Genomic DNA, 24,912 nt, shown 5'->3' on the forward strand with positions numbered 1-24,912 from the left:
CCATGCAAATCACAATTAAAGATGTTGCGAAGCACGCGAACGTCGCACCGTCGACGGTATCTCGCGTCATCGCCAACAGTCCAAGAATCAGTCAGAAGACAAAAGAACGGGTCAGAAACTCCATGGAAGAGCTCGGTTACCATCCGAACATTCATGCAAGAAGTCTTGCCAACCGCTCGACACAGTCGATTGGTCTCGTTATGCCGAGTGCGGCAACAAAGACTCTCCAAAACCCATTCTTCCCAGAAGTGTTGCGAGGAATCAGCACAAAGGCGCACCAAAACGGTTATTCACTTTATATGACGACCGGTGTGACAGAGGAAGAGGTATTATCGGGTGTGATCGAGATGGTACAAGGACGCCGCGTCGACGGTGTCATCGTCCTCTATTCACGTGAAGACGACCAAGTCGTCCAATATCTACGTCAGACGAAGTTTCCGTTCGTCGTGGTCGGGAAGCCGTTCGGGGACGCTTCTTCGATTACGTACGTCGATACGGACAACTATTTGGCCGGACGCGAAGTGACGAAGCATCTCTATAATTTAGGTCACCGTCGCATCGCCTTTATCGGGGGATCGGACAAGCTCGCCGTGACACAAGACCGTAGAAACGGATACGCGACTGCACTCATGGAAGCGGGTATCCCGGTATGTGAGGACTATATCGCACGAGCTGAGTTTATGACGAAGGGCGGCGCAAAAGCTGTCCGGGAGTTGCTTCAAAATGAAGAGCCACCGACAGCTGTCGTCGTCAGTGATGACATGATGGCACTCGGGGTCATCAGTACACTCAGTGAGATGGGACTCAAGATTCCAGAAGATGTGGCTGTCGTCAGTTTCAATAACGTCTATATCGCCGAGCACTCGAACCCGCCGCTCACTTCGGTCGAGATCAACATTTTCGGTCTCGGCTTTGAGGCGACGAATTGCTTGATTGAACAAATTAGCGATAATGCCCCACCATACGGGAAACGCGTCATCGTTCCACACTATTTGGTCGTCCGCCAATCATGTGGACAAAAAAAGAGCAAAGCGGAGACACTCGAATCAAATTCTTAATCATCTAGACGATCTCGCGAGGAGCGAGGTCGTCTTTTGCATATCCTGTTGATTGAAGTCGCCTGAAGTGGGGAACATTTCTCACGAACGGATTGAAACTGAAAGGATGGATTGAGATGAGCAAAAAACGATTTGTCGGAACATACGATACGAAAGAGAACCTGCTTTCTAAAATTAACGAACTGAATGAAAATGGTTATGATGAAGGAGAATTATATGTCGTGACCGAACAGGAAGACGCTGTCCACGTACTCAAACACGAGACGAACGTAAACGTGGAGAATGATGACGCGTCTTGGTTAGACAACCTTCAGGGCGACACAAGTCAGGGCAAAGATATGAAACAGGCGCTACACGATTTAGGCATCTCAGATGATGAGGTGGAGCGAGCACATGCACAATTGAAACAAGGCGGATATGTGCTCGTCATCGATGAACCTGATACGGGGTTCAATGATGGTCGGAGCGCTCTATTCGAAGGGCATGAGGCGAATGCGGCGTTCGGTGAGGATGAAGAAAATCAAAAGTGATGACCCATTAAGACTGTCTCCGCGAGAGGCAGTCTTTTTTCTCTAAAAATGTGACAAAAAAAGAAAGAAAAAGTTTTATGCAAACGATTGCATTCTCACTTCAGTTGTGTAAAATGAAAGGTGAGATTAAATACAGCGCTTTCATAGACAAACGGTTGCATGAACTTGTTGTCCGTCGAAGGTAGCCTTGTAGAGAAAAAGGAGTGGCAGACAGATGAAACGATTGTTTGCAGTCGATGAATGGAAAGTAACAGAAGAAGGTCTTCACCCGAAAGAAAACCGTCTTGCTGAATCGATCACATCGCTCGGAAACGGGCACATGGGAATGCGAGGAAATTTCGAGGAAGATTACTCGAATGATACGCACCAAGGATTCTATGTGGCGGGCGTCTATTACCCGGATAAAACACGTGTCGGTTGGTGGAAGAACGGATATCCTGAATACTTTGCCAAAGTATTGAATGCGACAAACGTCATCGGTCTACGCGTCGCGATCAATGGAACACCTGTCGATTTGGCAAAATGGGACGTGAAAGACTTTACACGCGAATTGGATATGCAGCGTGGTGTACTCACACGGACGTTCACATTGATGAACGGCACAGAAGAGACAAAAGTGGAAGTCGTCCGTTTCTTCTCAATCGTCGATAAAGAAGTATTAGCGATTCGTTACAACGTCACACCGGTGAACTACGAAGCGAAAATCGAGTTCACGCCATACTTAGACGGCGATGTCGAGAATGAAGATTCGAACTACGATGAGAAGTTCTGGCTCCCGGTCGACCGTGGCATCGAAGAACGCTTCGGTTTCGTGACGACGAAGACGAAAAAACTCGATTGGCACGTTACGGCATCGATGATTGCGGACGTAGAAGGCGCTCGTTGTGAAGTGCTTGAAGCGACAGACCTCTTCGTGGCGAACAAATTCACGGTCAATGTGACTGCCGGTGAGACGGCGACAGCCTATAAATATGTATCTGTCGTGACGAACCGCGACCATGCGATTGAGGATCTTCAATCTGCAGGGATGAAACGCGTCGAAGCGGCATTTGAAAAAGGATTTGAGACGCTCCTCGCTGAACAGACGGAAGCGTGGCTCGCACGTTGGGAAGATGCGGACGTTCGAATCGATGGAGATATCGAAGCGCAACAAGGAATCCGTTTCAACATCTTCAACATGTATCAAACGTATACGGGCGAAGATTCTCGTCTCAACATCGGGCCAAAAGGGTTCACAGGTGAGAAGTACGGCGGTGCGACGTATTGGGATACGGAAGCTTATTGCCTCCACTTCTACTTGGCGACTGCTAAACCAGAGGTCTCGTGGAACTTGCTCAAATACCGTCACAATCAATTGCCACAAGCAAAAGAGAACGCTGTGAAGAATGTCGGTATGGAAGGTGCGCTTTACCCGATGGTCACGATGAACGGGGAAGAGTGCCATAACGAGTGGGAGATCACGCATGAAGAGATTCATCGGAACGGTGCAATCGCCCATGCCATCTTCAACTACACGAACTTCACAGGCGACAAGTCTTACCTTGGACAATACGGACTTGAAGTATTGGTCGAGATCTCGCGTTACTGGGCTAGCCGTGTCAACTTTGTGCCACACAAAGATGTGTATATGATCCTAGGCGTCACAGGTCCGAACGAATACGACAACAACGTCAACAACAACTGGTACACGAACTTGATTGCCGCGTGGACGCTCGAGTATACACAAGAAGTGTATAACTACTTGAAAGAAGCAGAACCTGCACGTCTCGAAGAGCTCGTGTCGACACTTGGCATCACAGACGCGGAACTCGCAAAGTGGGCGGATATCCAAACGAAGATGTACTATCCAAAAGATGACCTCGTGCCAGATGTCTTCATGCAACAGGATGGCTTCATGGATAAAGAACAAATCTTAGTGAAAGACCTCGATCCGAAACACCTTCCACTAAACCAAAACTGGTCGTGGGATCGCATCCTCCGCTCGAACTTCATCAAACAAGCGGACGTCCTTCAAGGACTCTACACGTTCGGTGATCGCTTCACGCTTGAACAGAAACGTGCAAACTTCGATTTCTATGAGCCACGCACGGTTCATGAGTCGAGCTTGTCACCATGTGTCTATTCAATCATTGCGGCAGAAGTCGGTTATGAGGACAAAGCGGTTGAATTGTATCAACGTTCAGCACGTCTTGACCTCGACAACTACAACAATGATACAGAAGATGGGTTGCACATCACGTCGATGGTCGGCTCATGGATGTCCATCGTTCATGGTTTCGCGGGCATGCGCATCCAAGAGGATCACCTCTCGTTCAGCCCGATGATTCCGAAAGACTGGAACGGCTACTCGTTCAACATGCTCTGGCGTGGTCATCACTTAACGGTCACATCATCACGTGAACAAGTGACAATCAAACAAACAGGTGGTACAGATGTAACGCTTCACGTGTATGGAAATGCAGTAACGGTTCCTGCGAATGAATCGATTACAATTGAAACAGTGAAAGCGTGACCAATTGCTTCATACGAACAAGCCGACCTCGGTCGGCTTGTTTTTGTATGAAAAACTTATCGGATTTCCTGCATATTTGCTGTATGCAGCATGAATAATCTATGTTATCTTGATTCTTAGCTATTTTGAGAAAGGGGAGTTGAAGCTTGACGGAAGCCGTTAAAGAACATACACGAATCGGGGTTGTCTCGATCATCGGAGGATTGTTTGTTGCCTTATCCATGACATTATTTTTAATTCCAGCCGGCGTCTATTCGACAGGATTTACGGGCCTTGCCCAAATCTTGACAGCACTACTAGCTGGTACACCGTTTGAACTAGGGGAAGGGCTCTGGTTCTTTATTCTGAACGCACCACTGCTCGTCGTTAGTTATTTTATGCTCGGGCGGAATATGATGATCCATACGCTTGTCAGTGTCGCCTCGGTCACGTTGTTCATTCGTATGCTTCCGCAATCGCAGCTCCTCTCGGACGACCCGTTATTGAACGCCGTGTTCGGCGGTGTGCTTTTGGCGATCGGATCTGGGATTACGATTCGGTACGGTGCCTCGACGGGAGGTTTTGACATCGTCGCGTTGATTCTTGCGAAATTCACGAACAACTCGGTCGGTGTCTACCTCTTCTTGATGAACATGATGATTGCGCTCGCAGCGGGTGCCTTGTTCGGATGGCCGACAGCACTCTATACAATCGTGTTCTTGTATGTGACATCAAAAGTCATCGATGAGATTTACACGAATACGCAGCGTCAGACGCTCTTCATCGTGACGAACCATCCAGATGAAGTGACGAAAGAATTGCATCAACACGTGTTCCGTGGCATCACGCTCATGCCAGCAATCGGTACGTACTCGAAAGTCGAGAAAGCGACGCTCATGATGGTCGCCCAACGACACGAGGTTCGTGAAATCACACGGATCTGTAAAGATGCAGACCCATCGGTTTGGATCAATATCTTGCCGACAGAGGATGTCGAAGGAACGTTCCGTCGCTAAATTAATCCCTACTGAAGTGATCAGTAGGGGTTATTATGTATGTAATACATCAATTGATTGGGGAAGATAGATGATGATTGGGGTCAGTATTGCGACGAAATGGGAATACGAGGCGACATTAGACTATTTTGAAGTGAGCAATGAAGAACGTTGTGAATATCCGTACGGAGAGTTTTTTCTGAAGAAAGTAAATGATACTGAGTTAATTTTTTATTTCACCGGTGTACGGAAAGCGAACGGGGTCGGGGCCAATCAATACATGATTTCTCGTTTTGACTTGGATAAGGTGATTGTGGCGGGAACGTGTGCCGGAATAGATGACACGTACGGTCATTTAGACGTCATCGTACCGCATCGTGCCGTGCAATATGATTGTACGGTTAAAGAGGTAGAACCGATGATCAAACAATCTTTCATCGTTGACATACCACTCTCTCACTACGGGGGTGATTTTTTGACGGGGACGATTGCAACGGCTGACCGGGCTGTCGTGATGTGGAAGGATTATGTAGAGTTGAACGAACATGAGATCACGATTGCTGATACGGAAGCGGGTGCCATTTCATATATCTGCAGAAAGAATCATGTCGAGTGCATTATCATCAAAGGGATTTCTGACTTTCCAAAAGATGAGAGGCAGGGAGACCCATTTGTTTCGAATGCTGAACAGATTGATGTGTATGTGAAGAATACGCCTGTAGTGATGGCTAAAATTTTTGATGACTACTTGATGCGTTTTCTTTGATTATAGGATTCAAAGTGTCTGAACGAAAATGACAGTTGTACGCTTGGAGTTTCGGATACCTTCGGCGGATGTTTGGATACGAAAACAGAGGATCTTCATCCTACTCAGGAAGAAAATCCTCTGTTTGATAATGGTTGAATACCAGACTTTTCTAGGTCGGTACTTTCGTTATGATTTGATCCCAAGTCTTTCTTCTAGGAAGAGGGCGATTCCGTCGTCCATGTTCGAAGCCGTCACTTCATTGGCCACGTTTTTCAGTTGGTTGATGGCATTCCCCATTGCGACACCTGTCCCGACATAGTCGAGCATCTCAAGGTCGTTTTCTTCATCACCGAACGCGATGATCTGTTTCCGGTCGATGTTCAAGTGCTTCGAGACTTCTTGGAGTCCGAGTGCCTTCGACGTGTTTTTGCTCATGACTTCAATCATGTGCTCCGGCATGCGCCATTGACGATTCAATACTGCCTCGGCATGAAGGTCGTCGAGCTGCGAGCGGACGTGCGCCACGTGATCTTTTGTCGCGTGAATCAATAATGACGTCGGCTCATCTTGCAAGTGCGTCAACAAGTTACCAGACGTGACGCTGAGCGCACGTTCTGCATACGGGCTGTAAAACTCTTGCGGGTCTTTTTGGAAATAAACGTGGTCGGTCACTTCTACGACGATGTTATGGGCTTTCGTATCGGCGACCTCTTCAATGATATCGTGTGCGGTCTTGAGCGGAATCGGGCGGTGTGTGACCGCGTAATTCGCATCTTTCGGGTGATGCACGAGGGCGCCGTTGAAGTTGACGAGCGGAGTCGTCAATCCCATTTGCTCATAGTACATGATTGAATGGCGCTTTGGACGCCCTGTCGCGATCATGACTTCATGACCAGCTTCACGTGCCGCTTGAAGGGCACGGAGATTTCGTTCACTAATTGTTTTATCATCTCTTAATAACGTTCCATCTAAATCAACTGCGATTAAATAACGTGACATCAGTCATCCTCTTTTCTTCACAATGATGTTTCTACGACCGTATCACATTTTTCGATTTGACGGAAAGAATATAGAATCGAAGTCACATATTCCATTCGAACAATGCTATACTAATGTCGTATGAATTTTTACGAATCATCTGTGAGATGGAGGGGACGTTCAATGCGTTATTTAGTGACATTGATCTGGGCGATTGTGCTCTCAAATACAGCGGTATTTATCATTTCTGCTGTTGATGGTGTAGAGTTCAACGCGATGCTCGCGACAGGATTTGGCGTGGCCATCACAATCTTCGTTGCACTTCTCGATGTCTTAAACCAAGACATGGGAATCAGCGACGTTGCACAAGAGAAGTAAGCCGTCTACAATCAAACTGACTCGTGCATGAGTCAGTCTTTTTTCTTTACTTAACATAAGAGGAGGATCATGCATTATGAAAAACCCTGAAAAACGCGCGAATTTTATCACGTTCGCTATCATCGGAGCGATTATCGTCATCGGAATCGGTCTGTTGTTCTTCTTAAACGGAGCCAATGAAGAAGAGGGCGTCAATGCCGTCACTGCAGACGAATTACAGCAACAGTTAGACCAGGACGGCGAGGTCGTCGCTTACTTCTGGCAAACAGGTTGTGAATATTGTGAGCAAGTGAAACCGTATGTCGAACCACTCATCGAAGAATATGATGCGGTATCGATCAACTTGGCAGACCATAACGTATGGGAAACTTACGGCATCAATGGAACACCGACGATCATCCGATTCGAAGATGGAAAAGAAGTCGGTCGCATTGAAGGTGCGGTCTCTGAACAACAATACGAAACATTCTTTAAAAATGAGGAGGCAAAAGAGGAATGAAGCGTCGTTTCTACCAAACGTTATTTGAGTTGAACGCCTCGCCTTGGATTGCTACACGCTTGAAGCGCTTTGCGGAATCAAGCGTGAGTCGCCACTTGATTCCTTCGTTTGCCAAAGTGTATGACATTGCGGTGGAGGAAGCAGAACAACCGCTTCATGCCTATCCGTCGCTCCATGCATTTTTTACACGCCATTTGAAGCCGGGAGCGCGTACGATCGATGAGTCTTCCGAGACACTCGTTTCACCGTGTGACGGAAAGTTATCTGTCATCGAATCGATCTCAGAGGATAGCCGTTTTGAGGTGAAGGGACAATCGTATACGCTTGCGGAGTTGCTTGGTTCTCAACAAGAGGCGAGACGTTACGCTGACGGAACGGTCGTTGTCCTGTACCTCAGCCCGCGTGATTATCACCGCGTCCATACGCCGCTCTCGGGTCGTGTGCTCAGTCACTATGAACTTGGGGACCGCTCGGCACCCGTAAACGAGCTTGGATTGACGGAGACGGTGAGACCGCTCTCTCGTAACTACCGTCGTGTGACGCGCTTTGACAGTCCGGCTGGGACGTATGAGCATATCATGGTCGGTGCCTTGAACGTGAACACGATTGAGTGGACACTTGAAGGCGATCAAGCGGAAAAAGGGCAAGAAGTCGGATACTTCTCATTCGGTTCGACGGTCGTGCTTTGTTTTGAGAAAGATGCGATTCAAATGGACCATGAAAAAATGGGTCCGGTTCGACTCGGTGACGTCATCGGGACGATCAAATCCAACTAATTTTGTATCAATTTTCTTCCGGCCGAACGATAGACTAGTCGTTTGGTCGGTTTTCGTTTACCATAGAAGGGATATCAATACTTGTATAAGTAGTTGAATCGTTTAGCTAATTGGAGGAATTTTACGTGTTTAATCGACTTTATCCGAAACAGTTCGTCGCGACTGTGTTTGACATCGACTTACAAGAATTGAAAGACCGTGGGGTACGCGTCATTTTGACCGACCTTGATAATACACTCGTGGCCTGGGATGTTCCGCATGCGCCTGAGCTTTTATTGATGTGGCTTGAAAAAGTAAAATCATACGGTTTCGATGTGATTGTCGTATCAAATAATAACGAGAACCGTGTACGAACGTTTACGGAGCCGCTCGGTCTTCATTATGTCGCGCGTGCCAAGAAGCCGTTACCATCCGGTTTCAAAGAGGCGCTCGCAAAATACGGCTATTCACCGAAAGAAGCCATTTTCTTAGGGGATCAGTTGTTTACAGACGTACTCGGTGCGAATATGGCTGGCATCCATGTCATCCACGTTCAACCGGTCGTCAAAACGGACGGGCTCGTCACGAAATTCAACCGGATGCTTGAGAAGGTTGTCTTTGCGCATATGAAGCGTCGCGGGAAGTATGTATTGATCACGAAAAAAGTGGAAGAGCTTGCTGTCGACGCACAGCGGGCGAAAGTTGCGGTCGCTGAAAAAATCGGCGAAGCGATGCATCCACATTCCAAAGATTCACATAAAAAAGATGAATAAGACCTCGAACGCACAGGAAGAAGGAGGCTGCCCATGTACGGCGACCAAGGCGTCGGAATTAACGCTTCAGGAGTAGCAGCGAGGTGCTACGGCGAATGAAGAAGGGGAAACCTGAACGGCAGTAAGTACAACTATGGAAGAAACCAAACGATATTGCGCTGGGTGCGGCGTAGCCATCCAAACGGAAGACCCAAACGGGGTCGGATATGCACCAAAATCGGCACTTGACCGAGAAATCGTCATTTGCCAACGTTGTTTCAAATTAAAGCATTACAACCAAGTTCAAGACGTCGAGTTGTCAGACGATGACTTCTTACGCATCTTGAACGGCATCAGTTCAAAAGAGGCACTCGTCATCAAGATTGTCGATATTTTCGACTTCAATGGCAGCTGGCTCCCGGGTCTACAACGCTCTGTCGGGTCGAACCCGGTCCTCTTAGTCGGGAACAAGGTTGACTTGTTGCCGAAATCCGTCAACCCAAACCGGATGGCGAACTGGATGAAGGCTGAAGCGAAAGAGCTCGGCTTGAACCCGATTGACGTTCATTTGATCAGTGCGAAAAAAGGACACGGCATCGATGAACTCGCAGAGAAGATTGAATATTACCGAAAAGGCAAAGACGTCTTTGTCGTCGGTTGTACGAACGTCGGGAAATCGACACTCATCAACCAGGTAATCAAACGTTTCGGTGAAGAGGATGAAGCCATCATCACCGTCAGTCATTTCCCGGGAACGACGCTTGACTTGATCGATATCCCACTTGATGATGATGCGAACTTGTACGATACACCAGGGATCATCAACCGTCATCAAATGGCGCATTACGTCGATGCGAAAGACTTGAAGACAATCACGCCGAAAAAAGAAATCAAGCCACATGTGTTCCAATTAAACCCGCAACAGACGCTCTACTTTGGCGGTTTGGCACGCTTGGATTACTTGGAAGGCAATAAACGATCGTTCGTCATCTATATGTCGAACGAGTTGAAAGCACACCGTACGAAACTCGAACGCGCGGATGAGCTCTATGACCAGCATATTGGGAAAATGCTCAATCCACCGAACGAGAAGACGCTCGAAATCTTACCACCACTCGTACGCCATGAATTTAGCTTACGAGACGGTGTGAAGACAGACATCGTGTTCAGTGGCCTCGGATGGGTCGCGATTCACGGTAAAGGCGGTCGCATTGCGGCTTGGGCTCCGAAAGGCGTCGCAGTCACACTCCGCGAGGCGCTCGTATGAATCTGGCTGTCATCGGCCACCCGATTGCTCATTCGCTCTCTCCCCAGCTGCACGAGCAGTGGTTGAGGGCGTCTGGGCTTTTCGGGCGTTATGAGGCCATTGACGCCATGACGAGCGACTTACCAGCACTGTTCGAAGCGATGCGGGACGGAGAATGGGACGGATTCAACGTCACCATTCCGTATAAAGAAGCAGTCGTTCGTTACGTCGATGAACTCGATGAGGCAGCGAAACTTGCCGGTGCTGTCAACACGGTGTATAAGCGAGACGGACGCCTTGTCGGAACGAATACAGACGGTGCAGGGCTCGTTCAAGCACTGACACCGTTCACCGATTGGACAGGACAAGTCCTCGTCATCGGTGCAGGTGGGGCCGCGCGTGGAATCGTACAGGCACTACCGACGCGTCAGGTGACGATTGTCAATCGGACAGTCGAACGGGCAAAAGAACTCGCAGACGTGTTCGATGTCACGTACACGACGTTCGAAAAGGTCGACGTCTCGCAATATGAGGTCATCATTCAGACCACTTCTGTCGGCATGGACAAGAGCTCGACACCACTTTCATTAGAAGGACTACGACAAAACACGGTCGTTTGTGATATCATATATCGTCCACTTGTCACCCCGATGCTTCGTGAAGCGAAACATCGCGGGGCCATCATTGTGACAGGGGTAGCCATGTTCGTCGGGCAAGGCGCGCTCTCGTTCGAAAAATGGACGGGCGTGAAACCGGACGAAACCATCGGAAAAAAGTTAATCGAAGGATTATTGGAGGAATAATATACTATGCTATCAGGTAAACAAAAACGCTTTTTACGCGCAGAAGCGCACCATCTCTCACCAATTTATCAAGTTGGGAAGAATGGGGTCAGCGAAGCGATGTGTAAAGATATCGTGGACGCACTCGAAAAACGCGAATTGATCAAAGTTCAAGTACTTCAAAACTGCATGGACACGCCAAAAGACGTGGCCGGCGAATTATCAGAAGGTACAAAAGCTGAGGTTGTTCAAGTCATTGGTAAAGTCATCGTCTTATACAAAGAGGCGACTGAGAAAGAAAATCGCCAAATCAAACTCCCATGAGCCGCATCGGTTTGATGGGGGGCACGTTCGACCCGCCGCATCTCGGACATCTGTTGATCGCCGAACAAGCTCGCGAACAACTTGAGCTCGATGAAGTCTGGTTTTTACCGGCTGCGATTCCGCCACACAAGGTCGGCTTCAGCTCGGCAGACCATCGAATCGAGATGACCCGCCGCGCCATTCAAGGTCAGTCAGACTTCAAGCTGAACTTGATTGAATTTGAACGGAGTGAGCCGTCTTATACGGTGGAGACGATGAAGCGGTTGATCGAACAGCATCCAGACGATACGTTCTATTTCTTGATTGGAGCGGATTCGCTCGTTGCACTCGAGTCGTGGCATGACTATGAGACACTTATCCGACTCGTCGCATTCGGCGCCGTCGCCCGTCCTGGGACGCGTTACTTGATTCCAGAGAAGGCGGACGTTCGTCCAATCGATATGCCGCAACTTGAGATTTCGTCCACCGATATTCGGGAGCGGGCGAAGCGAGGCAAATCCATCAAATATTTGGTCCCGGCGCTCGTCGAGACGTATGTGAAGGAGCATAAGCTGTATGACGTTTGAAGAAGCGCATGAGTTGATTAAACAGACGCTACCAGAAAAACGCTATATCCATACGCTCGGTGTCGTCGAGACGGCAGAGCGGATGGCGGTTCAGTACGGCGAGAACGTCGAAGAGGCTCGTCTAGCAGCGATGCTTCATGACTACGCCAAGTACTTTGACACGGAAGAGATGCGTCAAGTCGTCATCGAAGAGGGACTTGATTCAAGCCTTCTTGAGTACGGGGACGAGTTGTTGCATGCGCCGGTCGGTGCGATCTTGCTTGCCCGTCAGTATGAACTCGAGGAAACCGTACTATCGGCGATTCGGAATCACACGACGGGAGAGCCTGGGATGTCTCGTCTCGATCAAATCCTGTTCGTGGCCGATGCCATCGAACCGAATCGGAATTATCCAGGGGTTGATCGCCTGCGAGTAGAGGCAGCGCATTCGCTCGAAGGGGCGGTTGTCGCGACACTGCGCCAAACGATTGAATTTTTATTGAAGAAGTCGGTGCGCATTTTTCCACTGACGATTGAAACGTATAATGATTTTGTGAATACACCTTAGGAGGGTCAATATGACTGCAAGAGAAGAATTAGAATTGATTGTTAAAGCGGCTGACGATAAACGTGCCGAGGAAATCGTTGTACTCGACATGGAAGGGATCTCGCCGATCGCGGATTACTTCGTCATCTGTCACGGGAACTCGGAGAAGCAAGTCGAAGCAATCGCACGTGAGATCAAAGATGTCGCTGGCGAAAATGACCTACCACTCCACAAGTTTGAAGGAATGGACACGGCACGTTGGGTACTTGCTGACCTCGAGAACGTCGTCGTTCACATTTTCCATCGTGACGACCGTGATTACTACAACCTAGAGAAATTGTGGGCTGACGCGCCGCACGTCGAAGTGGAAGTCGGCTAATGGCATACGAAGGATTCGCCTATGTATACGACGAGTTAATGAAAGACGCGCCGTATGATGAGTGGGTCGCTTTCGTGCGTCGTCACGTCCAAGATGGCGCGACACTCGCGGATGTCGGATGTGGGACAGGATCCGCTACGATTCGTCTCGCCGAACATTACGACGTGATGGGGATCGACTTATCGGAGTCGATGCTCGAAGTCGCACAAGAAAAGGCACTCGAAGCAGAAATCGAGTTGCCACTTTGGGAACAAGATATGCGTGAGTTGGAATTACCGGAACCGGTCGATGCGGTGACGATTCTCTGTGACTCGCTCTGCTACCTTCGGGATGAGGCCGATGTGATCGACACGTTCGAATCTGTCTACAACCAACTCAAACCGGGCGGACTGTTCATCTTTGATGTTCATGCTCCGAATAAGATGCAGACGCTCTTCAACCAAAAGACGTACGCGTCAAATGGGGAAGACTGCTCGTATATCTGGTTTGCCGACCCGGGAGAGGCACCGCTCTCAGTCGTTCACGATTTGACGTTCTTCGTCGCGCTTGAAGACGGGACGTACGAGCGGATCGAGGAGACGCATGAGCAACGGACATATGAACCAGGGCAGTACATGCAATGGTTGATTGGTGCCGGGTTCCACGTCAAATCGGTCACATCTGATTTTACCGAACATGCACCGGGAGCGGATGCCGAGCGCATCTTCTTCGTAGCCCAAAAATAAGCAAATCCCCGATTCGTCAAGAATCGGGGATTTTTTTGTCGTCCTTACGCTTCGTGGCTAAACTGCCATTGGACACCGAACTGATCTTCGAGCATGCCATATGCCTTGCTCCAAAACGTCTCTTGAAGCGGCATCAAGACACGGCCATTCACAGAGAGTGCATCGAACTCGCGGTGGATGGCATCGAGGTCGTCCGTGACAACGGCGAGCGTGACATTGTCCCCAAACGTGACCGGTCCGTCAGGCATCGCATCAGAAAACATGAGCGATGAGCCGTGAATCGATAGTCGGGTATGCAGCACGAGATTGGCCATTTCACTCGGCACCGGTTGACCGTCTGGACCAGGTTGGTCACCGAACGTCATGATGTCTGGAGCGGCATGGTTGAATACGTCCGCATAGAAGTTCACGGCGTCGCGGCAATTCCCGTTAAAATTGAGATACGGATTGATCGGCATAGCAAGTTCCTCCTCGGATTCATAATATTTATTATAGAACGTATGTTCGCAAATGACAAGTGAGTCCAACTAAATTCGATTGTGTGGTTGAACACAACTGAGACTTGGGAATAAAGCTAATAGAGAACAAATTAGATGAAAGAAGGCGAAGTATCATGAAGCTCACGAAAGGGCGTATCCTCGAATTCGGATTCGTCTTGTTCATGGCGGTCATACTCGTGACATCGATCATTGAAGAATCCTGGTTCGATGCAAGTGTGGCGGGAGCCGGGATCATCTCGGGTCTCATCCCGTTCTTTATTGAAAAGACGTTTAAAACAGAACTCGATAGCAAGATGAAGGTGGCCTATATCCTGTTTTTGTTTGCCTCACAGTATTTAGGATCAATTGTCGGATTGTACGGGAACGGCTGGTGGGACACGTTCCTACACCTCTTGAGCGGTATCTTTCTCGCATTCTTAGGATTCGACTTTTTCAGTCGACTCGGTGACGACATTCGGACTGAGATTCCAAAACGTTTCTTATTTGTCTATATCGTCGTCTTTTCTATGGCTGGTGCGGCGCTTTGGGAAATGTATGAATTTACATCCGACGTCATCTTAAACACAACGATGCAAGGGAACGGGAACGACGATACGATGGTCGACATCATCGCTGGGTCACTTGGTGGAGTGCTCGCCGCGTTCTTCGTCGTAACGCTTCATCAACGTGAAAAAGCCAAACAAAAGAGACACATGAAAAAAAGTTCGTGATTCACGAGCTTTTTATTTGTAATCATTCTAATGTTTGATTAATATCAAGATTGTAATGATTATAAATAATGGGAGGCAATCATATGGATCAACACCGTCAACTAACTACTAACCAAGGCGCACCAATCGGGGATAACGCCAACTCCATCACTGCGGGTCGTCGGGGCCCGACGCTTCTCGAAGACTACCAACTAATTGAGAAATTAGCGCATTTCGACCGTGAACGTGTACCAGAACGCGTCGTTCACGCAAGAGGGGCGGGGGCACATGGTGTCTTCACTGTAAAAAATAGTATGAAACGATATACGAAAGCCGCATTCTTGCAAGAAGAGGGGCAAGAGACACCTGTGTTTGCGCGTTTCTCGACTGTCATCCACGGTTTAGGTTCACCGGAGACACTTCGTGACCCGCGTGGATTCGCCGTCAAGTTTTATACGGAAGAAGGGAACTATGATTTCGTCGGAAACAACTTGCCGGTCTTCTTCATCCGTGACGCGATTAAATTCCCGGACGTGATTCACTCGCTCAAACCGGATCCACAAACAAACCTTCAAGACCCAGACCGCTTCTTCGACTTCATGTCGCTCACACCGGAATCAACAAACATGCTTCTTCATTTATTCAGTGACGAAGGCATTCCGGCATCGTATCGTCATATGCGCGGATCGTCCGTCCACTCTTTCAAATGGGTGAACGAATTTGGCAACACAGTGTACATAAAGATGCGCTGGGTACCGAAGCAAGGCGTTCAAAACTTATCGATGGAAGAAGCCGCGAAGATTCAAGCGGAAGACTTCAACCACGCAACACGTGACTTGTTCAACGCGATTGAGCAAGGCGATTATCCAGAATGGGATCTATACGTACAAATTTTAGACCCGGCAGACATGGATAACTTCGACTTCGATCCGCTCGATGCGACGAAAGATTGGTTCGAAGAGGTCATCCCATACCAATTGGTCGGAACGATGACCCTCAACAAGAACGTCGACAATTTCTTCGCTGAGACAGAATCTGTCGGCTTCAACCCGGGGGTTCTCGTCCCAGGAATTCAGCCGTCGGAAGACAAGATGCTCCAAGGACGTCTCTTCTCGTATTCGGATACGCAGCGTCACCGCATCGGGCCGAACTACCTTCAACTTCCGATCAACTGTCCGTTCGCTCAAGTCGCGAACAACCAGCGTGACGGGGCGATGCCATTCAAGCAACAGACGAGTCCAGTCAACTACGAGCCGAACCGCTATGAAGACGCGCCAAAGCCGAATGCGGATTACATCGAAACGCCGCAACCGATCACAGGCGTGACAGGTCGTCAGAAGATTGAGAAGACGAACGACTTCGGTCAGGCCGGAGAAGTGTATCGCCGTTATTCTCAAGAAGAGAAGGATGCGCTTATCCGCAACCTCGTCGCTCACATCAAAGAAGTTCGTCATGAGAAGACGGTTCTCCTCTTGATCTGCAACTTCTATCGTGCGGATCGTGAACTTGGGGAACGTCTCTCAAACGAGTTGAACGTTGATCTCGCACCATTCTTGAACCAAATGTCGAACTAAACGAGTAGCCGCGGTCACATACCGCGGTTTTTTTGTATTCAAAAAAGACGCCCCTCTTATAGAGAAACGTCTCGTCAATCGTGGTTATTCACCGACCATCCCATCACCGTCACGGTCGTCCATATACTGGTACAACCAATGATCACGCGTGATCGGCATCTCAAATCCGGCATTTTTCGCTTCTTTGATTGTCACTTGTCCGTTTCCGTCAACGTCGATATCGGATAAGTCTCGCTCCTCGACAGGCTCCGTCGTCACGTCAGGTGGAGAATCGTCCGTCAAATCAAGCGATTCGTTCACTTCTTCTGGGTCCGCGTTATCATACGTATCCGTGACCGTATTGCCTCGTACGGTATACGTATACTGGTAGCGGGAAGGAATCTGTGTCGTCGTGTTCGGATAGGTGATGATGGCCTCAAAGTCTTTCGCGCCGCCAGCTTTCCGGATGACATCTTCCATGAACGCCTGGTCCCCGTAACGGTTGAGTGCACTGTTTTGTGGTGTGATGTTATAGGCGTTCGAGACACCACCGAGCGAATCAGCGATGATATGACCTTCATCGAGATTCGGGTCTTCGACACCTGGAACTTTCGCCTCGTCTGAATAATAGCGACCAGAAGAATTGACGTCTTCGGTCTCATCGTCTTGAAGCGTGATTTCGTCGGCGATGACACGAATCAATTGACCATGCTCGTTCGTGAATGCCCAGTACTCACGGTCGCCGAAGCCGATATCGACGACGACATTCGCTTCACGTGTTCCGGACTGATCACCGCCATCGACCTCGATTTGTGTATAGCCTTCGAATAAATCTTCTTCCTGTTCAGGTGAAGGCGCATCGGTGGTTTGTTCTTCTTGTGTCTGTTTCTCTTCGGTCGTTTCATCAGTCGACGTCGGGGCGCTCACATCGGCATCCGTACAACCTGAGAGGAGCAGTACCCCAAGCAAGAATGGAATGTAAAATGGTATTCTTTTCATGTATCTCGCTCCTTATTCAAAGTTACGCTATCGTATTTACTATGTAAATTATAATGATAGCATACGAAAGCAAGAAGTGAGCGTCCCCCTTTCAAAATGTGCCCGACGGATTCCTCTCATTTGTGGATTCAGAAAGCTTGTGCCAAGATTGAAAAAAAGGGGGAAGAACGTATGAACGAAGTGATTGAGACATTATTGAACCACCGTTCCGTCCGTGACTTTACAGACGAGACATTAACAGATGAACAAATTCAGACCATCGTTGAGAGCGCCCAACGCGCATCGACATCTAGCTTTATCCAGGCCTATTCCATCATCGGGGTGACCGATGAAGCGAAGAAGAAACGACTTGCCGAGATTGCGGGCAACCAGTCTTATGTCGTCGAAAACGGTCACTTTTTCGTCTTTTGTGCGGATTTACATCGCCATGAAATGATTGGTGAGCTACAGGAAGCTGAAGTGTCTGCGACGCTTGAGACTGATGAGAAGTTGCTTGTCGCTGTAATCGACGCTGCACTCGCCTCACAAAATGCGGCAGTGGCGGCAGAATCGATGGGGCTCGGCATCTGTTATATCGGTGGCATTCGGAACGACCTCTTTGCGGTTAAAGAAGTGCTCGATTTGCCGGAACGGGTCATCCCGCTCTTCGGCATGGCCGTCGGTGTACCGGCTTCAGTCGAGGATCAAAAACCACGCTTACCGTTCCATCATGTTTACCATGAGAATACGTATGAAGCGAATCCAGAACGGATGAAGCAGTCCCTTTCCGATTACGATGCGTTAATTCACGATTACTATATGGTCCGTGGCTCGAACCCGCGTAAGGATACGTGGACTGGACAAATGGGACGCATGTTGTCAAAATCGACGCGTCTTGACGTCAAAGACTTCTTGAAAGCACAGGGTTACTTGAAGCAATAATCAAAACCGCCGACAAATCACTGTCGGCGGTTTTGTCATGTTCAATTCACTTGAGCGTCGAGCCAATTCTTGTCGATGGCACCAAATTGTTTCGCGATAATGACACCGGATGTATCGAGCACATATGTCGTCGGCATTGCCTGAATCCGGTACGCATCCCCGACTTGACCGTCACGGTCATAGACAACGGTAAACGCGTCTTCGTACGGTTCGACGAACGAGACGGCATTGTCCGGGTCACGTTCGCTCGTCGTCGTGTTAACGGCGACAATCGTCACGTCGTCTCGTTCTTTTGCGAACGTCGCCATGTCCGGCATTTCTGCGCGACACGGAGGACACCAGGACGCCCAAAAATTAACGACGACTTGTTGACCGCGTAACGATGCTAAGTCGAACGTACTCCCGTCAGTTCGTTGTAACTCAAACGATGGGGGGATTTGACCGATGTTTAGACCGGTCGATGCCGTCTCTGTCGTGATCGTTTGTGTCGCGCGTTCCGGTAGGGCAGCATTCACGACCGCGAGCAAGACGAGAGCACCGATACTCAATTGTACGACTCTTCTTGAAGGACGAGCGACATAGAGCGAAAACCCGAACAGGATGAGGGAAATGCCCATCATCCACCATTTTACTTGTCCAACCGCATACGACTGAAACAGCCAGATACTAGATGCGCCAAGGACGGTCCAAAGGATGTGTCCTCGAGTCGGCGCATGCATCCAGCGCCACGTCATCCCGAATAGTATGAGGATAAGGATAGCGCTCCATAGATGAATCGGCTGATCGGGTAGAGAGAATATCGTCCCGTATACCGGAACCGCGAGCGTCATCCCGAGCCAGATGAGGAGCCCGCTCAGCATCCAATATCCTAAGAGGTCTCGATCGAGTCGATAGACGAGCCAAAGGACAACAGCGGTCGCGATCCATTGAGACCATATACCTCCCGTAGCGTAGAGGGCAAGAGAAATATCACGAGTCGTCAACAGACCGATGAGGATGGCGCTCCCTTTCCAGGCGAGAAATCCATAGAACCATGTACCGATGACGGCTTCACGTTGCTTGCTCGTTAGACCGAGGAAACGAAAGATCCCGTAAAGGATACCAAGGCTTACTAAAAAAATGAGTAAATCGACACGAATGTTAAGTGGACCGATAGCGACCACGTCTTTCCCTCCTAAACAAAAGGCGCCCCTCTCGAAGCGGGCGCCATATTCATAGTCAGTATAGCATTACTTGATTTGTTGAGCGTTTAAGACAGTCTTCATCGCGCCGTAGCCACCGAGAATGTTATGGATATCTTTGTAGCCGAGTGATTGAAGGACACTTGCTGCCATGCGTGAGCGGACGCCTGACGCACAGTGAACTGCAATCGTTTGATCGGTCGGAAGACCTTCGTGATCACGTGTGAGTTTACCGAGCAAGATGCGCTCTGCCTTTTCGTAATGGCTCGCGTTCCATTCTGTCGCGTTGCGAACGTCGAGGACGAAGACGTCACCTTTTTCAGCAGCTTCAATCGCTTCTTCTGCCGTCACGTCGGTATACGTTTCCGTCAAGAGTGAAGCGTCGAGCTCTTCGACCGGAACGATGAAGCGAAGACGATCGAGGCCGATTGATTGAAGGTCGGTCTGTACTTGATCGACTTCTTCCGCATTTGCGATGAGTGTGATGTCTTTGTCGAAGTTGACGAGCCAGCCTGCCCACGAGACGAACTTGTTGTTGTATGGGATGTTGATTGTCCCAGGTACGTGTCCGTTCGCAAAGTCTTCCCCTTTACGCGTGTCGACGACTTGCGTCTCTTCGACGAGTGTATCAAGGCGATCTGAACCGACGACTTCAGGACGAGCGACATTCGTCGTCACTTGAATGCCTTCTTTGTTCACTTTCTTCATCATGGCGAAGTAGTTCGGTGGTTCTGGTTGATCCGTCGTCAACTCTTTGATGAAGGCATCTTTATCCGTCATTTGAAGCGCCCAGTTCGTCGCTTTCTCATAACCGACCGTCGACGTTGGAATCGCGCCGAGCGCTTTCCCGCAAGCACTGCCTGCACCGTGTCCTGGCCAAACTTGAACGAAGTCAGGAAGCGCCATGAATTTCTTGAGTGAATCAAACATTTGTTCCGCGCCAATTGCCGTCGTTCCTTTCACACCGGCTGCTTCTTCGAGGAGGTCGGGGCGACCGATATCTCCGACGAAGACGAAGTCGCCTGTGAAGATGCCCATCGGTTGTGTCTGGTTCCGGTCATACAGAAGGAATGAAATGTGTTCCGGTGTGTGACCCGGTGTGTGCATGACTTCAAGTGTCACGTTTCCGATTTTGAACGTGTCGCCTTCTTTGACGAGTTGTGCGTCGATGTCTTTGGCGAACGCATACTTCCAAGAAGCATCGCCTTCATCTGATAAATAAGCTTTCGAACCTGTGCGCTTCGCGAGTTCGAGTGAGCCCGATACAAAGTCCGCATGAATGTGTGTCTCAGCTGTTGCGACAATGTTCATGCCTTCTTTTTTCGCTTCTTGAAGGTATGGCTCGATGTTACGGGCCGGGTCGATGACGATGGCTTCTCCTGTCATTTGGCATCCGACCATATATGAAGCTTGCGCTAATTTCTCATCATAAAAATAACGTAATAGCATATCAATTTCCCCCTATGAATGTAATCGTTTATTCGACTTCGCCTTGCCAGCTCATCATCCCACCGTCGACGTTCGTGACATCGAACCCGAGTGAGTCGAGATAAGCGGATGCGTTCATGCTGCGTCCACCGGCTGCGCAAATGACGTGAATCGGTTTAGAGCGATCGAGCTCATCGACTTTTGCTCCGAATTCAGAAAGTGGTACGTTTTTCGCTTGTTTAATGTGACCTCCAGCATATTCATCTACCTCTCGTACATCGATGAGGTTGAGTGAGTCGTCAGCTTGAAGTAACGCTTCTAATTCAGTAGTCGTAATCGTCTTCATGAGTCTTTGATCTCCTTTTCGTGTTTAAGGTTTTTGGCAACGAGAATGTTTCGTTGGCTTTAATATACCCCCTAAGGTATAATGAGCGCAAGTGAAAAGAATTGGAGGGGAAAACATGAAGAAAATTTCCTTATTTGTTGGGATTTTGGCTGTTTTGGTGATTTTTATCTTTGTAATCACATCAGAAAAGGATGAAATCACGAAAATCGATGCTGAAACTCTACAAAACAAATTGGAAAACGAGGAAATAACACTCCTTGACGTGCGAGAAACGTCTGAATACGAGGGGGGGCATGTTGAAGGGGCGGTGAACGCACCACTATCTTCATTAGATGCCAACGAGTTACCGTATCCGAAAGATGAGCCAATCTACGTCATCTGTCGAAGCGGTAATCGAAGTGCCCAGGCTGCTAACCGATTACAAGAGGCAGGCTATACGAAAATCTATGATGTGTCAGGCGGTATGATAGCTTGGGAATCGATTGAATAAGTAGAGAATACGAGAGTAAATGGAGGAGTCAATATGGAGTTCGGGTTTATCATTACAATCTTTCTAATTGGGTTTATCGGGTCGTTCATTTCAGGGATGGTCGGAATTGGTGGGTCGATCATCAAGTATCCGATGCTGTTATACATTCCACCAATCTTAGGATTTGCGGCGTTCAGCGCGCACGAAGTATCGGGGATCAGTGCGATTCAAGTGTTCTTTGCGACAATCGGTGGAATCTATGCCTATCGTAAAGGTGGATACTTAAACAAACAGTTAATCCTCTATATGGGTGTGGCGGTCTTGATTGGGAGCTTCATTGGAGGATACGGGTCGACAATTTTATCGGAGACGATGATCAATGTCGTTTACGCCGTACTTGCGACGATTGCGACGATCATGATGTTCTTACCGAAGCCACAAGTGGACGATATGCCGCTTGACCAAGTACAGTTCAACAAGGTGATCGCGGCCAGCTCAGCTTTCGTCGTCGGGATTGCAGCTGGTATCGTCGGAGCGGCAGGGGCATTCATTCTCATGCCGATCATGCTCGTCGTCTTGCGCATTCCGACAAAGATGGCGATCGCAAGTTCACTCGCTATCACATTTATCTCGTCGATCGGGTCGACGTTCGGTAAAATCATCACCGATCAAATCGTCTGGGGTCCGGCAATCATCATGATTATCGCGAGTCTGATTGCTGCACCGATTGGGGCGAATGTCGGGAAGAATATGAATACAAAAGCGCTTCAATGGATTTTAGCGTTACTCATCTTAGCGAGTACCATCAAAATTTGGAGTGACTTAATCGCGTAAAAAAATCACGATGCCTATATTCTGGCATCGTGATTTTTTGCATTATTTCGTAATGAAATAGTAGAGAAGTCCGAGTCCGATGAACGAGACGGGGAGCAAGATAATGTAGAGCCAAGAAACCATCGACCAGCTCTTCTTTTGGCTGTACGTGGAGCGGTCTTTCCCGAGTCCGACCATGATAGTAAAAATAAGTGCGATCAAACAGACAAGCAATGCTAATCCAATCGTGAGAGCCATATTGTCACATCCTTCTTACGTGCTGTTAGCTTCATCATATCGCATACAGGTGGGAGACTTCTGACAGAATGTTGAGGTTGTGTGACAAAGGTGTCTTAAAGTCATCACACATATAGAGACAAACAAAAGTCCCTTTCGATTCGTTTGAATCAAAAGGGACCTGTTCTCATTCCGCAAACGTTTTGCTACGGAACATAAATGCCGTGATGAGATAGAAGGCGATGATATGAAGGGCGACATAAAAGATGGAGAAGCCCATCGTGGCATCCATCGCTTTCATGAATTCTGGATTTACATCATAAATAGAAAGGTCTGTATGCAAGAAGACAATCCATTTTGCGAGTTCAGGTTTCCAGGCAACGAGAAGACCCCCGATGATACTTGAGGCGAAGTTCGCGAGCACCGTGAAACCGATGACGACGCCGACTGACTTGAAGACGACCGAGAACATGAGCGTCAAGAAGATGATGAAGATTGGTCCGCTCACACTGATGAGAATAGGGCGAACGACGTCCCATGTGACAGAGCCGTCTAACGTGAGTGAGAACCCGAACGCGACAACTAAAATAAAGACGAATTGGAGCAACATGACGAGAACGGACATGACGAGTTTTGACAACAAGATGCGGTCTCGGGAATACGGGCTCATCAAAAGATGCTTCAACGTATCAAATTTCAACTCATTCCCGACCATCTCGGCCGTGAAGACGATGGTAAAGATGCTGAGGAAGGCGATGGCGCCCATCGTTGAGAATTCGAAGAACGATGCCGCTTCCGGTGTCCCATCTCCGCTCGCCAATACGGCATAGACGATGAGGATGATCGCGGTGTATACACCTAAGGCGACGTAAGGCTTAATCGTGCGGCGCCACTTCATCCATTCATTGCTGAGTAATGAACGCATTGTTCGTACCTCCTTCTTTTTTCGTTAATTTCAAGAATTGCTCTTCGAGTGACTCGTGTTTCATACCGATTTGATAGACGGCGATGTCCCGTTCAATCAACTGTTTCAATAAGACGGGGATATCCGTCTCCTGACGTGGCACGATGAACGACTCGGCTGACTGTTGAATAATTTTTACATCATCGAAGGCGAGAGCGGCGACATCGAGTGCATCGCTCATCTGTTCTTTGGCAACTTTACAGAGAATGACGCTATCGGCTTTCGTCTGACCGTCTTCCACCGATTTGATTTGTCCTTGGTCAATGATGGCGAAGCGGTCCGTGATCAATTCCATCTCACTCAACAAGTGACTCGAGATGAGGATGGCGATGCCGCGGTGGTCCGCGAGGTGGCGTAAGTAATTCCGGAGATCAGCAATCCCGGCTGGGTCGAGACCGTTCGTCGGCTCATCAAGGATAAGTACTTTTGGATTATGCAACAAGGCACGGGCGATCCCGAGGCGTTGTTTCATCCCGAGCGAATACTGTTTCACTTTCATATCGAGCTTTCCGTCGAGTCCGACGAGCGCACCAAGCGCATTCAAATCGACCTTCTTTAAGTTCGGGATCAAGTTCATGGCATGAATCAAGTTCTCACGACCGGTCATGTACGGATAGAACGCAGGATTCTCAACGATGGCTCCGATTCGGCTGAGTGCTTCTTGGCGGTTGTTCGCGACGTCATACCCATCGACCGTCACGGTTCCATGTGTTGCAGGCATGAGGCCTGTAATGATTCGGATCGTCGTCGTCTTCCCGGCGCCGTTCGGTCCGAGGAAACCAAAGATTTCACCCGGGACGACATCAAAGCTGACATTCGTCAATACCGTTGCTTTTCCCATCTTCTTATGGACATTTTGTACGGATAACATGTGGTCACCTAGCTTTCTTTTTTGAGTGATAGTGTTCTTCCTACACCCCCTTCTACGGGCTTGTTTGAAATAAGGTTTCATCTTTTTTTGAAATGTTTGAAACAAATCCGCTGAGACACAATTTATCGATAAGCAAAACTTATCGAAATAGTATGGACGAATTGTGAATTTGTAAGGGTCTTTCTAGCATGAAAGGTGTAGTATGAAGT

Annotated in this window: 30 protein-coding genes; 21 read left to right on the top strand and 9 right to left on the bottom strand. The window is 48.7% G+C overall.

What is annotated here, in order from left to right; genetic code table 11:
- Positions 1-2: 2 nt before the first annotated feature.
- From KNP04_RS07265 to KNP04_RS07285, 5 genes are all read left to right on the top strand, one after another.
- Positions 3-1,058 carry a LacI family DNA-binding transcriptional regulator gene (locus tag KNP04_RS07265; RefSeq protein ID WP_214875222.1) on the top strand — a complete coding sequence of 352 codons (1,056 nt, stop codon included), beginning with the start codon at positions 3-5 and terminating at the stop codon, positions 1,056-1,058.
- 116 nt (positions 1,059-1,174) lie between these two features.
- Complete coding sequence (locus tag KNP04_RS07270; RefSeq protein ID WP_214875223.1) at positions 1,175-1,588, top strand: YflT domain-containing protein; 414 nt, start codon at positions 1,175-1,177, stop codon at positions 1,586-1,588.
- A 214-nt stretch (positions 1,589-1,802) separates the two neighbouring features.
- Positions 1,803-4,100, top strand: coding sequence for a glycoside hydrolase family 65 protein (locus tag KNP04_RS07275; RefSeq protein WP_214875224.1), 2,298 nt, complete (start codon positions 1,803-1,805; stop codon positions 4,098-4,100).
- 146 nt (positions 4,101-4,246) lie between these two features.
- Positions 4,247-5,095, top strand: a complete 849-nt coding sequence (locus KNP04_RS07280) for a YitT family protein (RefSeq protein ID WP_074032674.1) — start codon at positions 4,247-4,249, stop codon at positions 5,093-5,095.
- Positions 5,096-5,168: 73 nt separating this feature from the next.
- Positions 5,169-5,840, top strand: coding sequence for a 5'-methylthioadenosine/S-adenosylhomocysteine nucleosidase family protein (locus KNP04_RS07285; RefSeq protein WP_214875810.1), 672 nt, complete (start codon positions 5,169-5,171; stop codon positions 5,838-5,840).
- Positions 5,841-6,008: 168 nt separating this feature from the next.
- Here the strand turns inward: KNP04_RS07285 and KNP04_RS07290 are convergent, their stop codons facing one another.
- Positions 6,009-6,821, bottom strand: coding sequence for a Cof-type HAD-IIB family hydrolase (locus KNP04_RS07290; protein WP_214875225.1), 813 nt, complete (start codon positions 6,819-6,821; stop codon positions 6,009-6,011).
- A 162-nt stretch (positions 6,822-6,983) separates the two neighbouring features.
- Here KNP04_RS07290 and KNP04_RS07295 point away from each other — a divergent pair, with 162 nt between their 5' ends.
- The 11 genes from KNP04_RS07295 to KNP04_RS07345 all read left to right on the top strand — a co-directional run bounded on the left by KNP04_RS07295 (position 6,984) and on the right by KNP04_RS07345 (position 13,732).
- Positions 6,984-7,178, top strand: a complete 195-nt coding sequence (locus tag KNP04_RS07295) for a YjzD family protein (RefSeq protein ID WP_074032676.1) — start codon at positions 6,984-6,986, stop codon at positions 7,176-7,178.
- 76 nt (positions 7,179-7,254) lie between these two features.
- Positions 7,255-7,677, top strand: a complete 423-nt coding sequence (locus KNP04_RS07300; RefSeq protein WP_214696100.1) for a thioredoxin family protein — start codon at positions 7,255-7,257, stop codon at positions 7,675-7,677.
- Complete coding sequence (locus KNP04_RS07305) at positions 7,674-8,453, top strand: phosphatidylserine decarboxylase (protein ID WP_214875226.1); 780 nt, start codon at positions 7,674-7,676, stop codon at positions 8,451-8,453. Before KNP04_RS07300 ends, KNP04_RS07305 begins: the two co-directional genes overlap by 4 nt.
- 125 nt (positions 8,454-8,578) lie before the next feature.
- Positions 8,579-9,205: a YqeG family HAD IIIA-type phosphatase gene (locus KNP04_RS07310; RefSeq protein WP_214696095.1), complete on the top strand. Its 627-nt coding sequence runs from the start codon at positions 8,579-8,581 to the stop codon at positions 9,203-9,205.
- Positions 9,206-9,338: 133 nt separating this feature from the next.
- A complete protein-coding gene (gene yqeH / locus KNP04_RS07315; RefSeq protein ID WP_015880995.1) occupies positions 9,339-10,451 on the top strand; it encodes a ribosome biogenesis GTPase YqeH in 1,113 nt (370 codons plus the stop codon).
- Positions 10,448-11,233: a shikimate dehydrogenase gene (aroE, locus tag KNP04_RS07320; protein ID WP_214761054.1), complete on the top strand. Its 786-nt coding sequence runs from the start codon at positions 10,448-10,450 to the stop codon at positions 11,231-11,233. The genes yqeH and aroE overlap by 4 nt, the downstream gene beginning before the upstream one ends.
- Positions 11,234-11,239: 6 nt before the next feature.
- Positions 11,240-11,536 carry a ribosome assembly RNA-binding protein YhbY gene (yhbY, locus tag KNP04_RS07325; protein WP_074032681.1) on the top strand — a complete coding sequence of 99 codons (297 nt, stop codon included), beginning with the start codon at positions 11,240-11,242 and terminating at the stop codon, positions 11,534-11,536.
- Complete coding sequence (locus KNP04_RS07330; protein ID WP_214696089.1) at positions 11,533-12,102, top strand: nicotinate-nucleotide adenylyltransferase; 570 nt, start codon at positions 11,533-11,535, stop codon at positions 12,100-12,102. The genes yhbY and KNP04_RS07330 overlap by 4 nt, the downstream gene beginning before the upstream one ends.
- On the top strand, positions 12,092-12,649 hold the full coding sequence (gene yqeK, locus KNP04_RS07335; RefSeq protein ID WP_214696077.1) for a bis(5'-nucleosyl)-tetraphosphatase (symmetrical) YqeK: 558 nt from the start codon (positions 12,092-12,094) through the stop codon (positions 12,647-12,649). Before KNP04_RS07330 ends, yqeK begins: the two co-directional genes overlap by 11 nt.
- A 10-nt stretch (positions 12,650-12,659) precedes the next feature.
- Positions 12,660-13,007 carry a ribosome silencing factor gene (gene rsfS / locus KNP04_RS07340; RefSeq protein ID WP_074032684.1) on the top strand — a complete coding sequence of 116 codons (348 nt, stop codon included), beginning with the start codon at positions 12,660-12,662 and terminating at the stop codon, positions 13,005-13,007.
- The gene (locus KNP04_RS07345) at positions 13,007-13,732 is read left to right on the top strand and encodes a class I SAM-dependent DNA methyltransferase (RefSeq protein ID WP_047795583.1); all 726 of its coding nucleotides are present in this window, start codon (positions 13,007-13,009) and stop codon (positions 13,730-13,732) included. The genes rsfS and KNP04_RS07345 overlap by 1 nt, the downstream gene beginning before the upstream one ends.
- 44 nt (positions 13,733-13,776) lie before the next feature.
- Here the strand turns inward: KNP04_RS07345 and KNP04_RS07350 are convergent, their stop codons facing one another.
- Complete coding sequence (locus KNP04_RS07350) at positions 13,777-14,190, bottom strand: VOC family protein (protein WP_214875227.1); 414 nt, start codon at positions 14,188-14,190, stop codon at positions 13,777-13,779.
- 155 nt (positions 14,191-14,345) lie between these two features.
- On the opposite strand from KNP04_RS07350, the gene KNP04_RS07355 reads away from it, so the two are divergent.
- Together KNP04_RS07355 and KNP04_RS07360 are read left to right on the top strand one after the other, a co-directional pair.
- A complete protein-coding gene (locus tag KNP04_RS07355) occupies positions 14,346-14,942 on the top strand; it encodes a DUF2238 domain-containing protein (RefSeq protein WP_214875228.1) in 597 nt (198 codons plus the stop codon).
- 83 nt (positions 14,943-15,025) lie between these two features.
- On the top strand, positions 15,026-16,495 hold the full coding sequence (locus tag KNP04_RS07360; RefSeq protein WP_214875229.1) for a catalase: 1,470 nt from the start codon (positions 15,026-15,028) through the stop codon (positions 16,493-16,495).
- Positions 16,496-16,579: 84 nt separating this feature from the next.
- On the opposite strand, the gene KNP04_RS07365 is transcribed toward KNP04_RS07360, so the two are convergent.
- Positions 16,580-17,473: a DNA/RNA non-specific endonuclease gene (locus tag KNP04_RS07365; RefSeq protein WP_214819268.1), complete on the bottom strand. Its 894-nt coding sequence runs from the start codon at positions 17,471-17,473 to the stop codon at positions 16,580-16,582.
- A 171-nt stretch (positions 17,474-17,644) separates the two neighbouring features.
- Between KNP04_RS07365 and nfsA the strand changes: the two genes are divergently transcribed.
- Positions 17,645-18,394, top strand: coding sequence for an oxygen-insensitive NADPH nitroreductase (gene nfsA / locus KNP04_RS07370; RefSeq protein WP_214875230.1), 750 nt, complete (start codon positions 17,645-17,647; stop codon positions 18,392-18,394).
- Between the two features lie 41 nt (positions 18,395-18,435).
- Here nfsA and KNP04_RS15500 read toward each other — a convergent pair whose 3' ends face one another.
- The 3 genes from KNP04_RS15500 to KNP04_RS07385 form a co-directional block, all read right to left on the bottom strand.
- Positions 18,436-19,557: a TlpA family protein disulfide reductase gene (locus KNP04_RS15500; protein WP_214875231.1), complete on the bottom strand. Its 1,122-nt coding sequence runs from the start codon at positions 19,555-19,557 to the stop codon at positions 18,436-18,438.
- 66 nt (positions 19,558-19,623) lie between these two features.
- The gene (locus KNP04_RS07380; protein ID WP_214875232.1) at positions 19,624-21,024 is read right to left on the bottom strand and encodes an MBL fold metallo-hydrolase; all 1,401 of its coding nucleotides are present in this window, start codon (positions 21,022-21,024) and stop codon (positions 19,624-19,626) included.
- Between the two features lie 28 nt (positions 21,025-21,052).
- Positions 21,053-21,349: a rhodanese-like domain-containing protein gene (locus tag KNP04_RS07385; RefSeq protein WP_015881009.1), complete on the bottom strand. Its 297-nt coding sequence runs from the start codon at positions 21,347-21,349 to the stop codon at positions 21,053-21,055.
- A gap of 115 nt (positions 21,350-21,464) precedes the next feature.
- On the opposite strand from KNP04_RS07385, the gene KNP04_RS07390 reads away from it, so the two are divergent.
- The gene (locus KNP04_RS07390; protein ID WP_214875233.1) at positions 21,465-21,839 is read left to right on the top strand and encodes a rhodanese-like domain-containing protein; all 375 of its coding nucleotides are present in this window, start codon (positions 21,465-21,467) and stop codon (positions 21,837-21,839) included.
- A 33-nt stretch (positions 21,840-21,872) separates the two neighbouring features.
- Positions 21,873-22,652 carry a sulfite exporter TauE/SafE family protein gene (locus KNP04_RS07395; protein WP_214696060.1) on the top strand — a complete coding sequence of 260 codons (780 nt, stop codon included), beginning with the start codon at positions 21,873-21,875 and terminating at the stop codon, positions 22,650-22,652.
- A 42-nt stretch (positions 22,653-22,694) separates the two neighbouring features.
- Here the strand turns inward: KNP04_RS07395 and KNP04_RS07400 are convergent, their stop codons facing one another.
- The 3 genes from KNP04_RS07400 to KNP04_RS07410 form a co-directional block, all read right to left on the bottom strand.
- The gene (locus KNP04_RS07400; protein ID WP_214696058.1) at positions 22,695-22,889 is read right to left on the bottom strand and encodes a hypothetical protein; all 195 of its coding nucleotides are present in this window, start codon (positions 22,887-22,889) and stop codon (positions 22,695-22,697) included.
- 166 nt (positions 22,890-23,055) lie between these two features.
- On the bottom strand, positions 23,056-23,793 hold the full coding sequence (locus KNP04_RS07405) for an ABC transporter permease (RefSeq protein ID WP_214696056.1): 738 nt from the start codon (positions 23,791-23,793) through the stop codon (positions 23,056-23,058).
- Positions 23,771-24,703, bottom strand: coding sequence for an ABC transporter ATP-binding protein (locus tag KNP04_RS07410; RefSeq protein WP_214696054.1), 933 nt, complete (start codon positions 24,701-24,703; stop codon positions 23,771-23,773). Before KNP04_RS07410 ends, KNP04_RS07405 begins: the two co-directional genes overlap by 23 nt.
- Positions 24,704-24,912: the final 209 nt, after the last annotated feature.

It is taken from the genome of Exiguobacterium sp. CH10 (assembly GCF_018617635.1).
In the GTDB taxonomy this organism is placed as follows: Bacteria; Bacillota; Bacilli; order Exiguobacteriales; family Exiguobacteriaceae; genus Exiguobacterium; species Exiguobacterium aestuarii_A.

What these genes read in the sequence shown, in the direction of transcription:
- KNP04_RS07265 (WP_214875222.1), top strand. Translation starts at nt 3, where the DNA reads ATGCAAATCACAATTAAAGATGTTGCGAAGCACGCGAACGTCGCACCG.
- KNP04_RS07270 (WP_214875223.1), top strand. Translation starts at nt 1,175, where the DNA reads ATGAGCAAAAAACGATTTGTCGGAACATACGATACGAAAGAGAACCTG.
- KNP04_RS07275 (WP_214875224.1), top strand. Translation starts at nt 1,803, where the DNA reads ATGAAACGATTGTTTGCAGTCGATGAATGGAAAGTAACAGAAGAAGGT.
- KNP04_RS07285 (WP_214875810.1), top strand. Translation starts at nt 5,169, where the DNA reads ATGATTGGGGTCAGTATTGCGACGAAATGGGAATACGAGGCGACATTA.
- KNP04_RS07290 (WP_214875225.1), bottom strand. Translation starts at nt 6,821, where the DNA reads ATGTCACGTTATTTAATCGCAGTTGATTTAGATGGAACGTTATTAAGA.
- KNP04_RS07295 (WP_074032676.1), top strand. Translation starts at nt 6,984, where the DNA reads ATGCGTTATTTAGTGACATTGATCTGGGCGATTGTGCTCTCAAATACA.
- KNP04_RS07300 (WP_214696100.1), top strand. Translation starts at nt 7,255, where the DNA reads ATGAAAAACCCTGAAAAACGCGCGAATTTTATCACGTTCGCTATCATC.
- KNP04_RS07305 (WP_214875226.1), top strand. Translation starts at nt 7,674, where the DNA reads ATGAAGCGTCGTTTCTACCAAACGTTATTTGAGTTGAACGCCTCGCCT.
- yqeH (WP_015880995.1), top strand. Translation starts at nt 9,339, where the DNA reads ATGGAAGAAACCAAACGATATTGCGCTGGGTGCGGCGTAGCCATCCAA.
- aroE (WP_214761054.1), top strand. Translation starts at nt 10,448, where the DNA reads ATGAATCTGGCTGTCATCGGCCACCCGATTGCTCATTCGCTCTCTCCC.
- yhbY (WP_074032681.1), top strand. Translation starts at nt 11,240, where the DNA reads ATGCTATCAGGTAAACAAAAACGCTTTTTACGCGCAGAAGCGCACCAT.
- KNP04_RS07330 (WP_214696089.1), top strand. Translation starts at nt 11,533, where the DNA reads ATGAGCCGCATCGGTTTGATGGGGGGCACGTTCGACCCGCCGCATCTC.
- yqeK (WP_214696077.1), top strand. Translation starts at nt 12,092, where the DNA reads ATGACGTTTGAAGAAGCGCATGAGTTGATTAAACAGACGCTACCAGAA.
- rsfS (WP_074032684.1), top strand. Translation starts at nt 12,660, where the DNA reads ATGACTGCAAGAGAAGAATTAGAATTGATTGTTAAAGCGGCTGACGAT.
- KNP04_RS07345 (WP_047795583.1), top strand. Translation starts at nt 13,007, where the DNA reads ATGGCATACGAAGGATTCGCCTATGTATACGACGAGTTAATGAAAGAC.
- KNP04_RS07350 (WP_214875227.1), bottom strand. Translation starts at nt 14,190, where the DNA reads ATGCCGATCAATCCGTATCTCAATTTTAACGGGAATTGCCGCGACGCC.
- KNP04_RS07355 (WP_214875228.1), top strand. Translation starts at nt 14,346, where the DNA reads ATGAAGCTCACGAAAGGGCGTATCCTCGAATTCGGATTCGTCTTGTTC.
- KNP04_RS07360 (WP_214875229.1), top strand. Translation starts at nt 15,026, where the DNA reads ATGGATCAACACCGTCAACTAACTACTAACCAAGGCGCACCAATCGGG.
- KNP04_RS07365 (WP_214819268.1), bottom strand. Translation starts at nt 17,473, where the DNA reads ATGAAAAGAATACCATTTTACATTCCATTCTTGCTTGGGGTACTGCTC.
- nfsA (WP_214875230.1), top strand. Translation starts at nt 17,645, where the DNA reads ATGAACGAAGTGATTGAGACATTATTGAACCACCGTTCCGTCCGTGAC.
- KNP04_RS07380 (WP_214875232.1), bottom strand. Translation starts at nt 21,024, where the DNA reads ATGCTATTACGTTATTTTTATGATGAGAAATTAGCGCAAGCTTCATAT.
- KNP04_RS07385 (WP_015881009.1), bottom strand. Translation starts at nt 21,349, where the DNA reads ATGAAGACGATTACGACTACTGAATTAGAAGCGTTACTTCAAGCTGAC.
- KNP04_RS07390 (WP_214875233.1), top strand. Translation starts at nt 21,465, where the DNA reads ATGAAGAAAATTTCCTTATTTGTTGGGATTTTGGCTGTTTTGGTGATT.
- KNP04_RS07395 (WP_214696060.1), top strand. Translation starts at nt 21,873, where the DNA reads ATGGAGTTCGGGTTTATCATTACAATCTTTCTAATTGGGTTTATCGGG.
- KNP04_RS07400 (WP_214696058.1), bottom strand. Translation starts at nt 22,889, where the DNA reads ATGGCTCTCACGATTGGATTAGCATTGCTTGTCTGTTTGATCGCACTT.
- KNP04_RS07405 (WP_214696056.1), bottom strand. Translation starts at nt 23,793, where the DNA reads ATGCGTTCATTACTCAGCAATGAATGGATGAAGTGGCGCCGCACGATT.
- KNP04_RS07410 (WP_214696054.1), bottom strand. Translation starts at nt 24,703, where the DNA reads ATGTTATCCGTACAAAATGTCCATAAGAAGATGGGAAAAGCAACGGTA.